Below are 12366 nucleotides of genomic sequence, written 5' to 3'. Positions count from 1 at the left end.
CGGACTGCCGGGATGCAGATACAAGAGCTATGCCAATGTATCCGGCACCGCTAATAAACAGACGCAAAAAAGCCCGCACCCCAATCGGGCTGCGGGCTTGCTTGGTTGGATCCAAAAACCGTCATGCAAGGCCGCTGTAACCAACGTCACCTTGCTGTTACATCGCCACTCATTTTGTGTACGGCGCCGGTTGCTGTTGAGTAAGGCAATGGATATTCCCACCCCCAGTAACAGTTCACGACCCGGAACCATAACCACTTCGTGCTGTGGAAACAGGTTCTGCAGAATCTCCCTGGCCGTAGCATCCAGCGGATCGTCGAAGCTTGGCGCGATGATGCCGCCATTGACGATCAGGAAGTTGACGTAGGATCCGGCCAGTCGCACGCTCGGATTGCGCTCCTGGGAACCTTCCACCGCATCCACACCGGCGCATTCTGCTTCGGTGGCATACAACGGCCCCGGAATCGGCATTTTGTGCACCATGAAAGAGCGGCCCTGGGCGTCGGTGCTGTTTTGCAACACATCCATCGCGGCGTGACAGCGTGCGTAATTCGGATCCTGTGGATCGTCGGTCCAGGCGAGCAACACTTCGCCAGGACGCACGTAGCAGCAGAAGTTGTCCACATGGCCGTCGGTTTCGTCATTGAACAGGCCATCCGGCAACCAGATGACTTTGTCCACCGCCAATTGGGCGCTGAGCACGGCCTCGATTTCTTCGCGACTCAAGTGCGGGTTACGGTTGCGATTGAGCAGGCATTCCTCGGTAGTGATCACGGTGCCTTCGCCATCGACGTGGATGGAACCACCCTCGAGCACGAAACCTTCAGTGCGGTAACGCGGGCTGCGCTCGATTTCAAGGATCTTGCTGGCGACTTGCGAATCCCGATTCCACGGTGAATACAGGCCGCCGTCAAAACCGCCCCAGGCGTTGAAATCCCAGTCGACACCGCGTACTTCGCCGTTGTCATTGATGACGAACGTCGGGCCGGTGTCCCGGACCCAGGCGTCGTCGCTGGACATTTCCACCAGGCGGATATTCGGTACATCGAGGCGCGCCCGGGCGTTTTCGTATTGAGCCGCAGACACCGCCACGGTCACCGGTTCGAAACGGGCAATGGCCTTGGCGACCGCTACGTGGGCAGCCTGCGCGGGCTTGCCGCCCAGGCGCCAGTTGTCCGGGCGCTCCGGCCAGATCATCCAGGCCTGGGTCTGGGTTGCCCACTCGGCAGGCATGTAGAAACCATCCGCGCGGGGAGTGCTGTGCAACGTTGTCATGAATCAGGACTCCAGTGAGCCATCGAGGGTTTTGATCGGTCCGTACAGGTTCGGACGACGATCCCGGAAAGTGCCCCAGGCACTGCGAATACGCTCCAACTCGTCGAGATCGAAGCTGTGCACCAATACACCTTCTTCGGTTTCGTTCAGTTCCTGGACTTTTTCGCCGAACTGATTGGCAATGAACGACGAGCCGTAGAAGGTGATGTCGTAACCGTCCTGTTCTTCATTGCCGATGCGGTTGCTGGCCACCAGCGGCATCAGGTTGGCGCCGGCATGGCCTTGTTGCACACGCTGCCAGTGATCACGTGACGAAATGGTCTTGTCGTGCGGCTCGCTGCCGATGGCCGTCGGATAGAACAGTATTTCCGCACCCAGCAGCGCCATGCTGCGGGCACATTCGGGAAACCATTGGTCCCAGCAAATGCCTACGCCTATCTTCGCATAACGGGTATTCCAGACCTTGAAGCCGGTATCCCCCGGGTTGAAGTAATACTTCTCATGGTAGCCGGGACCGTCCGGAATGTGACTCTTGCGGTACACACCCAGGTTCCGCCCATCGGCGTCGATGATTGCAATGCTATTGAAACGCGCACGTCCGGCCAGTTCGAAGAAGCTGATCGGCAGCACAACCTGCAGCTCTTTCGCCAGCTTCTGGAAATGCTTGATGGCTACGTTCTCTTCAACCGAGGTCGCCAGCAGCAGGTAATCCGGGTTCGTCTTCTGGCAGAAGTACGGAGTCTCGAACAATTCCTGGATCAGGATGAACTGGGCGCCTTTGGCTGCGGCCTCGCGAACCCGATTTTCAGCGGTCTCGATGTTGGCTTCAAGGTCCCAGGAACAGGCCATCTGAGTGGCGGCAACGGTAACGATACGGCTCATGAATCATCTCCGGGCGATGTGCAGCGGATGACAAAGAGGATAACGGCGAGCAAGAAGCGACCATGGCTTCGGCACGAAGACTTTATAGCCGATAAAAATCGAACTTAAAAGCTTTAAAAATATCTAGGCGAAAAAAAATCGCGATTATCGCCGATAAAAATCGGAAAATACTCGCGATCAGTCTGGAGGAACTAGCCTGCTTGCGATGCGACTTTCCATCCGGCATCGCGAGCAGGCTCCTGCTTTGGAGCATCAGCCTCGGTTCAGAGTCCTTCGTCCAGGACCTTCTCCAACATATCGACGAAGAAATCCACACTCTGACGGGTCGTGACCATCGGTGGCTTGATCTTGAGGATGTTCAGGTAATCACCGGTGGGTTGCATGAAGATACCCAGCTCCCGAAGGCGATTGCACAGCGTCGCGGTCTCTTCGGTCGCAGGCTCCAGGGTTTCGCGGTTGCGGATCAGTTCCAGGCCCAGATAGAACCCGGACCCATGCACCGCGCCGACCAATGGGTATCGGTCCATCAGGGCTTGCAGCCGTGCCTTGAAGTGACCGCCCACCACTCGGGCATTTTCCCACAGCCCTTCTTCCTTCATGACATCCAGCACGGCAATGCCGATCTGACAGCTGACCGGGCTGCCACCGGACGACGAGAAGAAATAACCTTCGGCTTCCAACGCCTCGGCGATTTCCCGGCGGGTGATGACAGCCCCCAGCGGCTGCCCATTCCCCATGCCCTTAGCCATGGTAATGATATCCGGCACCACGCCTTGCTCTTCGAAGCCCCAGAAAAACTCGCCCATGCGCCCGTAGCCGACCTGCACCTCGTCAGCGATGCACACGCCGCCCCGTTCGCGCACCAGCCCATAGACCTGCTTCAAATAGCCAGGTGGCAACGCAATACCGCCAGCGTTGCCGTACACCGGCTCGCAGATGAAACCGGCGAGTTGGCGTTTTTGCTCGGCAATTTTTGCCAGGTTGTGTTCGACGCTGCGCACGTAGTCCGGCGCACTGTCGGGACCACGGAATTCACCGCGATAAGTGTTGGGAGCGGTCACCGGGTGCACCCAGTCCGGACGGCTGCTCAGGGCCTTGGGGTTGTCGGCGATGGACGTCGAGACCGCGTCCGCCGCCACCGACCAGCCATGGTAGGCCTCTAGCACACTGAGCATGTCCCGCCCGCCGCTGTAGGCCCAGGCCAGGCGGATCGCCAGGTCGTTGGCCTCGGTGCCGCTGTTGACCAGGAACACCCGATCCATGTTTGACGGCGCCAGTGACAATAACCGTTCGGAAAACTCGGCAATCGCCGCGTAGTGAAAACGGGAGTTGGTATTGAGCAGCGACCACTGCCGGGCAGCCACGGCCGCCATGCGTGGGTGGCCGTGCCCCAATACCGCGACGTTATTGAGCATGTCGAGGTAGGAGCGCCCTTGCATGTCGATCAGGTGGTTGCGCCAGCCACGCTCGATGCGCGGCGGGTCGACGTAGTAGTGTTTCTGGGTACGGGCGAAGCTGGCATCGCGACGGGCCAACAACGCCTTGGCGTCGACTTCCTCCTCTGCGTCGCAAGCCAGCCCGAGCAATACCGCCGGTGAAGGGCACAACGCCTGCCAGGCCGGGGCTGCGGACGGCGTGCAGAACAGCGGCGGGTTCAAGTGCGCGCCTCGGCATAACTGCACCCGCAACGGACCAACCACTTCGCCCAAGACCTGTCCCTTGACCAGTGCAGCCCCGGAATGCAGCGGCGATGCCACACCCCACAGCCGTATGCTCAACTGAGAACTGTCCAGTTGCAGCATGCCATCAGCCGTCTTGTGCAACACCCCGGCGAACGGCGACTCGAGCGGCGTGTCGCGAGGTACATGCAGTTCCACATGCAGCGCGCAGGTATCAGGCTCCACCGCGCTGTCCGGCCGGGTGCGCGACAACCGATACTGGCCGTAACGGCTGGCGGCCAATCCGTGAACGGTGGCAGCTTCGCTCAACAGACGCTGATCGATACCCGGCTGCTCCCAGTTACCGGCCTCGAAATGCGGGCTCAGCACGCCCAGGTCGATCAGCGCGAACTCACGGCCCACCAGGGTCGGCAACAGCGGTACAAAGCCTTCACTGACAATCGGTGGCAGATTCTGGCCAACGGCGCTCAGGATTGCCGCTTCCATCAGTTCGAACGGCACCGAGTGGGCAACCCGGAAGATTTCCCATTCATGCTCCAGGTTGGCACGGCTGTACGCGTTGTCCGGATCGATGGAAACCTGTTGTTCGCCACTGAGCACCAGCACGGCGGCACGCGCCACAATCAGCGGCCAGAGCGCCAGCAGCTCTTCACGCTGCAACGGGTTCGTCCCGTGATAAGCCTGGATCGCCGGCAGGATGAAGAACGGATCGCCATTGGCGTGGTGAAGCAACGCCGCACACGTCACCGCCAACTCGGTGATGCGCCAGGTGCGGATCAGGTCGCCGAAATCGATGACGCCTTGCAATTGCCACTGGCGCTGGGCATCGCGCTGCCAGACGACATTGTCATCGGTCAGGTCCATGTGGATCGCTTGCACCGGCAGGTGGGCCTTGAGCGGATGCAGGCGTCGTTCGGCCTGTTGCGCAACCTCGGCGATCAGACCACGCCGTTGATCGTCCTGGATGACCGGCAGCAGATGGCCGATCAGCGCATTGGCATGGCGGGCGTCCCATTGCAGGGTGCGCTCCAGGCCCGGATGATCGAACGTGGCCAAGGCCAGATCGATTTCCGCACACAAGCGCCCCAGGCCGCTCACCAGCTCCTGCCCCAGATGCTTGAGTTGGGTCAGGGGCTGCCCGTCGATGTACTCCAGCAGCCGGACATGGACCGCCTGTCCGTCGACGTCGAGCGTCAACAGATCCTGGCCGTTATTGGCCACAATCACCCGTGGCACTTTTACCGTGCCGTGATTGGCCAATTGCCTGAGAGCCGCATGTTGGGCCTGGAGCTCCTGAACGGCGTAGTCGCCATGGCAAATTTTCAACACAAATCGCCCGCGCTCGCTGTCGACGCGGTAGTTGAGGTCCTGCTGGCTGCCGAGGGGTCGCAGGTCGCCGCTGAGTCCGTAGTTCAAGCGCAGCAGCACCAACGCCTGCTCGGCGCTGATCTGTGGGCTTGGCAAACTGGCACGGTGAACCAACGTAGCGAGCGGCATACAACGACCCCTGATGTGGTTTTTATTGAACACCTATCACGCCATTGAGTTGAAGAATAAGCAACCCCTCTTTGTTGGAAGAGAGGCGTACGCACCTTTCTTGCAGACTGACGGATACTTTTTGGCCAGTTACCTCAATCCTGGCTTGACCTCCAGATTCGGGGACACCGCTTGAGATATCCCACTTGCGCCGTCATCCGCATGTCGACAAGCTATGCTCCATATTTTGTCGTCTCATGGAAAAAAGGCTTAACCGGATGCGCATTCTCATCACTGGCGGTGCCGGCTTCATCGGCTCGGCCCTCGTACGGCATTTGATCCTTGATACCGAACACCAGATCCTGAACCTCGATAAGCTGACGTACGCTGGCAATCTCGAATCGCTGAACAGCGTCGATCGCAGCAGTCGTTATGAGTTCGTACAGGCCGATATTGTCGATCAAGCCACAGTCAGTGCAGTGCTGGCGCGGTTCAAGCCCGATGCAATCATGCATCTGGCTGCAGAGTCTCACGTGGACCGTTCCATTGATGGCCCGGCGGACTTCATCCAGACCAATATCGTGGGCACCTACAGCCTTCTGGAAGCTACCCGTGCCTATTGGCAGACCCTGCCTGAACCGCAGAAACAGGCATTTCGTTTCCACCATATCTCCACCGACGAGGTGTACGGTGACCTGCACGGCGTAGATGACCTGTTCACCGAAACCACCCCGTATGCACCCAGCTCCCCTTATTCCGCCAGCAAGGCGGCGTCCGACCATCTGGTACGTGCCTGGCAGCGCACCTACGGCTTACCCGTGCTGCTGACCAATTGCTCAAACAACTATGGGCCGTTCCACTTCCCTGAGAAGCTGATTCCGCTGGTGATCCTCAACGCTTTGGCCGGTAAACCATTGCCGGTGTACGGCGACGGACAACAGGTGCGGGATTGGCTGTATGTCGAAGACCATGCCCGGGCACTGCTGAAAGTCGTCACCGAAGGCGTGGTCGGCGAAACCTACAATATTGGCGGCCACAACGAACAAAAGAACATCGACGTCGTGCGCAACATCTGCGCGCTGCTCGAAGAGCTGGCGCCCGACAAGCCCGCAGGGATCGGGCGCTATGTCGACCTGATCACCTTCGTCAGGGACCGTCCCGGCCACGACCTGCGCTATGCCATCGATGCCGGCAAGATCGAACGGGAACTGGGCTGGACGCCCAGGGAAACCTTCGACACGGGCCTGCGCAAAACCGTGCAGTGGTACCTTGAGAACCTCCAATGGTGCCGACGTGTCCAGGACGGCAGCTACCAGGGCGAGCGCCTCGGCTCGCTCGACGAAAAGGAATCGATTGCATGATGAAGGGTATTGTTCTCGCCGGTGGCTCCGGCACACGACTGCACCCGATTACCCTCGGGGTTTCCAAGCAACTGCTGCCGGTTTACGACAAACCGATGATCTACTACCCGATCTCGGTACTGATGCTTGCGGGTATCAAGGACATCCTGGTGATCTCCACCCCACAAGATCTGCCGCAATATCGCAATCTGCTGGGCGACGGCAGCCAATTCGGCGTGCAGATCAGTTACGCCGAACAGCCCTCACCCGATGGCCTGGCGCAGGCATTCCTGATCGGCGAACAGTTCATTGGCAGCGATCCGGTGTGCCTGATCCTCGGTGACAACATTTTCCATGGGCAGTACTTCGGTGAACAATTGCAGACCGCTGTCAATCGACAGCAGGGTGCGACCGTATTCGGCTACTGGGTCAAGGATCCGGAGCGTTTTGGCGTGATCGACTTCGACGCTGAAGGCCACGCCCTTTCCATTGAAGAAAAACCCGCCGAGCCAAAATCCAGTTATGCGGTCACTGGCTTGTATTTCTACGATAACGACGTGATCCAGATCGCCAAGGCGATAAAGCCCTCCAAACGCGGCGAATTGGAAATCACCGACGTCAACAACGCCTATCTGCAACGCGGCGACCTGCATGTCGAGCGATTCGGTCGCGGTTTCGCCTGGCTGGACACCGGCACCCACGACAGCCTGCTGGAAGCCTCGCAATACGTGCAGACCATCGAACATCGCCAAGGCCTGAAAGTAGCTTGTCTGGAAGAAATTGCCTACCAACAGGGCTGGGTCAGCCGCGAGCACATACTTGAGCGTGCCGAGTACTTCGGCAAGACCGGTTACGGCCAGTACTTGTTCAAAATCGCTGGAGAACCCCGTTGAACGTTATTGCCACCCGGTTGCCGGAGGTCCTGATCATCGAGCCGAAAGTCTTCGGTGACGACCGTGGCTTTTTCTACGAAAGCTTCAATGCCCGGGCGTTCGCCGAGGCCACTGGCTGTGACCCGCAGTTCGTCCAGGACAACCATTCGCGCTCGACCAAAGGCGTGCTGCGCGGCCTGCATTATCAGATCGAACAGGCCCAGGGAAAACTCGTGCGTGTCATCGCTGGCGAGGTGTTGGACGTGGCGGTGGACATTCGCCGCAGCTCGCCCACGTTCGGCCAGTGGGAAAGCGTGCACCTGTCGGCACAGAATCAGCGGCAGTTGTGGGTTCCGCCAGGCTTCGCCCATGGTTTTGTGGTCCTGAGCGAGTCAGCGGATTTTCTCTATAAAACCACGGACTACTATGCACCTTCGGCCGAACGCTGCATCCGGTGGAACGATCCAGACCTGGCCATCGACTGGGAACTGGCGGATCCACCCACCCTGTCGCCCAAAGACCAGAACGGCAAGTTCCTGTATGAAGCCGACCTGTTCCCATGAGTAAGTCCTTGCGAATCCTGATTATCGGCAAGAACGGCCAGGTGTCCCGGGCACTCCAGTCGCGTCTGGCCGACACCGGCGAGCTGATTGTGCGCGGAAGCGATCAGCTCGACCTGGCACGCCCCGATCAACTGCGCTCCCACATCGGTGCCCTGCGCCCCAACCTGATCATCAACGCCGCTGCCCACACAGCCGTCGACCAGGCCGAGAGCGAGCCGGAACTGGCCTTTGCCATCAACGCCACTGCACCGGGGATCCTGGCCCTCGCAGCAAACGACCTGGGCGCCCCGCTGATCCACTATTCCACCGATTATGTCTTCGACGGCCGCAAACCGGCGCCCTATACAGAGGACGACACACCCAACCCGCTGAGCGTCTATGGGCGCAGCAAACTGGCCGGCGAGGATGCCATTCGCCAAGCCGGCGGGCAGCACCTGATATTGCGCACCAGTTGGGTGTACTCCATGGAAGGTCGCAACTTCCTCCTGACCATGCAGCGCCTGCTCCAGGAAAAACCACACCTGCGAGTAGTAGCCGACCAGATCGGCGCACCGACGTGGGCTGGAACCATCGCCGACAGTACCGCCAAGCTCATCGAGCATTGGCAGGCCGGCCGGTGCGGCACCTGGGGCACCTATCACCTGACGGCCCAGGGCGAGACGTCCTGGTTCGGCTTTGCCCAGGCCATCGGCGAACGGTTGGTCGAGCAGCACAAGCCTTGTTCGGTGCTCGAGGCCATCCCGTCCAGCGCGTACCCGACGCCCGCCCCACGCCCACTGAACTCGCGTCTGGATTGCACACGCCTGTTACGGGAATGGGGAGTGAGCCAACCCGACTGGCGAAGCGCGTTGCAGCAGTGTCTTGCCGAGCGACACTAGTGTCCGGTCTCGGAAATAAGCTGTTCATTTTTGGCGGCGTCTTGGGTGCCCGGCCGGCGTTGCCACTCCTCGCCATAGCCCTGCTATGACTCGTCGCGGCGCCTTGGCCGAACACCCAAGCCACTCGCCAAAAAAGAACGTATTTCCGAGACAGGACACTAGGCATAATGCGCTTGTTCCTACAGGCGCACGCTCATGAACTCCACCCTTCCCCGCAGACCCCGTTGGCGCAGCCTGGCCTTGCTCGCCCTGTGCCTGGCCCCATTGCTATGGCCGCTGGAGCATCTGGCCGAGCGCTATTACCGCAGCGAGCTGGCCGGGCAGAATCGCCAGACCCTGGACCTTTACGTCGCCAACCTGCTGGGCACGCTGCACCGCTATGAAGTCTTGCCGCAGATTCTCGGCGACCTGCCGGCCCTGCGTGCGACGTTGTTGGCCCCGGACGATGAGTTCACCCAAAGCAATGCCAACCAGCTCCTGAAAAAAATCAGCACCCAGACCGGCGCCGAGGTGATGTACCTGATGGACGCCACCGGCAAGACGCTGGCGGCCTCGAACTGGGACAAACACGACAGTTTCGTCGGGCGCAATTTCGCCTTCCGGCCGTATTACATCGAAGCCATGGCCGGACGCCTGGGGCGCTTCTTCGGCCTGGGCACCACGTCGGCCAAGCGCGGCTATTTCTTCGCCGCCGCCGTGCGCGAGCGCGACCGCGTCATCGGTGTGCTGGTGGTCAAGGTCGACCTGGACCACACCGAAAGCCTGTGGGGCAAAACCCCGGAACAGTTGCTGGTGACCGATCACAACGGGGTGGTCATCCTGACGTCACGGCAGGAATGGCGATTCCGCTCGACCCGCCCGTTAAGCGACGAGGAACACAACGCAATCAGCGCCGTGCAACCCTACCCGACCCGTGACCCGAAACCGCTGAACCTGGATCCACAGGCCTGGCTCACCCAGACCCAGACCATCGAAGAAACGGGATGGAGCGTGAGCATCCTCGCTCCACGTACCCTGATCGACCGCCCTGTGCGCACCGTCGTCGCCACCGGCGGTGCGGCGTTGCTGGTCTTGATGCTGTTGCTCGGCTTGATGATGCAACGCCGGCGGCATTACCTGGACCGGATCGCCTTCGAAGGCAAGGCGCGTCACGAGCTGGAAGGTCGGGTGGCCGAGCGTACCAGCGATCTGGAAGGCCTGAACCGGCGGCTGAAACAGGAAGTCCTGGAGCGCGAGCAGGCGCAACAGGAACTGGTTCGCGCCCAGGATGACCTGGTCCAGGCCGGCAAGCTGTCCGCCTTGGGCACCATGTCGGCCAGTATCAGCCATGAACTCAACCAGCCGCTGGCAGCGATCCGCAGCTACGCGGAAAACGCCGAGATACTGCTCGACCACCAGCGCACCGAGGACGCCAGGGGCAACCTCAAACTGATCAATGAACTGACCGGGCGCATGGCGTCGATCATCGCTCACCTGCGGGCCTTCGCCCGCCGCGACCGCCACGCGCCGGAAAGCGTTGCCCTGCAACCGGCCCTGGACGATGCCCTGGCGCTGCTCGCCAAGCGTCGGCGCAGCATGGAAGTGGAGCTGATCCGCGACTTGCCGGCAGCCACGCTGTGGGTCGAGGCTGGAGAAACCCGCTTGCGCCAGGTGCTCGGCAACCTGTTGGCCAATGCCCTCGACGCCCTGACCGAGAAAGGTCCTCCGCGTAGACTCTGGCTCAGTGCCCAAGCCACAGAAACCGGCGTCAACCTGTACATTCGCGATAACGGCCCGGGTTTTTGCATGGAAGCTTTGGGCCGTGCCGGCGAGCCTTTCTATACCACCAAGACCCGGACCCAGGGCCTGGGGCTGGGCCTGGCGATCTGCGACACCCTGATGCGCGCCTTCGGTGGCGAACTGTCGTTCGCCAATCACAAGGAGGGCGGCGCCCTGATCACCCTCAAACTGCGCGCCGGCGCGCCTGGGGTAAGCTTGCAACCGTCCGAGGACCGTAGCGTATGACCATCGATAACCGGATTGAGGTGGTGCTGATCGACGACGATCCCCACCTGCGTCAGGCCCTGAGCCAGACCCTCGACCTGGCCGGCCTGAACATCCTGTCCCTGGCCGAGGCCAAGGGCCTTGCCGGACAACTGCCCCGTGACTGGCCGGGTGTGGTGGTCAGCGACATTCGTATGCCGGGCATCGACGGTCTCGAACTGCTGAATCAACTCCACGCCCAGGACCCGGAACTGCCCGTGCTGCTGATCACCGGTCACGGCGATGTGCCGCTGGCAGTCCAGGCCATGCGCGCCGGCGCCTATGATTTCCTGGAAAAACCTTTCGCCAGCGATCATCTGCTCGATAGCGTGCGCCGGGCCCTGGCCCTGCGCCGCCTGGTGCTGGACAACCGCAGCCTGCGCCTGGCCCTCAGTGACCGTCATGAGCTCAGCGCCCGCCTGGTCGGCCAGTCAACGCCGATGCTGCGACTGCGCGAGCAGATCGGCGCATTGGCGGCGACCCGCGCCGACGTGCTGATCCTCGGTGAAACCGGCGCCGGCAAGGAAGTGGTGGCCCGTGCGCTGCATGACCTTTCGAGCCGGCGCAACGGCCCGTTCGTGGCGATCAACGCCGGGGCCCTGGCCGAATCGGTGGTGGAAAGCGAACTGTTCGGCCACGAGCCTGGAGCCTTCACCGGCGCGCAGAAACGTCGCATCGGCAAGTTCGAGTTCGCCAACGGTGGCACGCTGTTCCTCGATGAAATCGAAAGCATGAGTCTGGACGTCCAGGTCAAACTGCTGCGGTTGCTGCAAGAACGCGTGGTGGAGCGCCTGGGGGGCAATCAACAGATTCCGCTGGACATCCGTGTCATCGCCGCGACCAAGGAAGACCTGCGCCAGGCGGCCGACCAGGGGCGCTTTCGCGCCGACTTGTATTACCGCCTGAACGTGGCACCGTTGCGCATACCGCCGTTGCGCGAACGGGGTGAGGATGCGTTGATGCTGTTCCAGCACTTCGCCGACGAAGCCAGTGCCCGCCATGGTCTGCCACCCCATGAACTGCAGCCGGCGCAACGGGCGCTGCTGTTGCGCCACAACTGGCCGGGCAACGTCCGGGAATTGCAGAACGCCGCCGAACGCTTTGCCCTGGGTCTTGAACTGGCCCTGGACAACGGCGCGCCGGATGGCGCGGCCGGCACACCAGTGGAAGTGATCAGCGGCGGCTTGAGCGAACAGGTCGAGAACTTCGAGAGGACCCTGATCGCCGCCGAGCTGGCCCGTCCCCACAGCTCGGTACGCAGCCTCGCCGAAGCCCTGGGCATTCCGCGCAAGACCCTGCACGACAAGCTGCGCAAGCATGGGCTGACCTTCGGCGACAGCAGCGCTGGCGCAGCCGATGAGTCCGATTGAGTTATCGTT

Annotated in this window: 8 protein-coding genes and 1 pseudogene; 6 read left to right on the top strand and 3 right to left on the bottom strand. The window is 61.1% G+C overall.

The features are described from left to right. Window positions 1-169 precede the first annotated feature (169 nt). The 3 genes and pseudogenes from aguA to PCOSP_RS01430 form a co-directional block, all read right to left on the bottom strand. A pseudogene (gene aguA, locus PCOSP_RS01440) lies at window positions 170-1275 on the bottom strand (agmatine deiminase). Window positions 1276-1278: 3 nt separating this feature from the next. After that, complete coding sequence (gene aguB, locus PCOSP_RS01435) at window positions 1279-2157, bottom strand: N-carbamoylputrescine amidase (RefSeq protein ID WP_464710154.1); 879 nt, start codon at window positions 2155-2157, stop codon at window positions 1279-1281. Window positions 2158-2420: 263 nt separating this feature from the next. Continuing rightward, window positions 2421-5333, bottom strand: coding sequence for an aminotransferase (locus PCOSP_RS01430; RefSeq protein WP_139646319.1), 2913 nt, complete (start codon window positions 5331-5333; stop codon window positions 2421-2423). Window positions 5334-5590: 257 nt separating this feature from the next. Here PCOSP_RS01430 and rfbB point away from each other — a divergent pair, with 257 nt between their 5' ends. From rfbB to PCOSP_RS01400, 6 genes are all read left to right on the top strand, one after another. Then, a complete protein-coding gene (gene rfbB, locus PCOSP_RS01425; protein ID WP_139646316.1) occupies window positions 5591-6673 on the top strand; it encodes a dTDP-glucose 4,6-dehydratase in 1083 nt (360 codons plus the stop codon). Further along, window positions 6670-7545 carry a glucose-1-phosphate thymidylyltransferase RfbA gene (gene rfbA / locus PCOSP_RS01420; RefSeq protein ID WP_139646315.1) on the top strand — a complete coding sequence of 292 codons (876 nt, stop codon included), beginning with the start codon at window positions 6670-6672 and terminating at the stop codon, window positions 7543-7545. Before rfbB ends, rfbA begins: the two co-directional genes overlap by 4 nt. After that, complete coding sequence (gene rfbC, locus PCOSP_RS01415; protein WP_464710152.1) at window positions 7542-8087, top strand: dTDP-4-dehydrorhamnose 3,5-epimerase; 546 nt, start codon at window positions 7542-7544, stop codon at window positions 8085-8087. The genes rfbA and rfbC overlap by 4 nt, the downstream gene beginning before the upstream one ends. Beyond that, window positions 8084-8965, top strand: coding sequence for a dTDP-4-dehydrorhamnose reductase (rfbD, locus tag PCOSP_RS01410; RefSeq protein WP_464710151.1), 882 nt, complete (start codon window positions 8084-8086; stop codon window positions 8963-8965). The genes rfbC and rfbD overlap by 4 nt, the downstream gene beginning before the upstream one ends. A 195-nt stretch (window positions 8966-9160) precedes the next feature. Further along, entirely contained in the window at window positions 9161-10969 is a 1809-nt protein-coding gene (locus tag PCOSP_RS01405; protein WP_175384571.1) for a sensor histidine kinase, read from the top strand. Beyond that, entirely contained in the window at window positions 10966-12357 is a 1392-nt protein-coding gene (locus PCOSP_RS01400; protein ID WP_464710149.1) for a sigma-54-dependent transcriptional regulator, read from the top strand. Before PCOSP_RS01405 ends, PCOSP_RS01400 begins: the two co-directional genes overlap by 4 nt. The last annotated feature ends 9 nt before the right edge of the window (window positions 12358-12366 follow it).

This window comes from Pseudomonas sp. MAFF 730105, from assembly GCF_055380705.1.
Note: the sequence above shows the minus strand (reverse complement) of the source record. Positions and strands in the feature narration are given on the sequence as shown.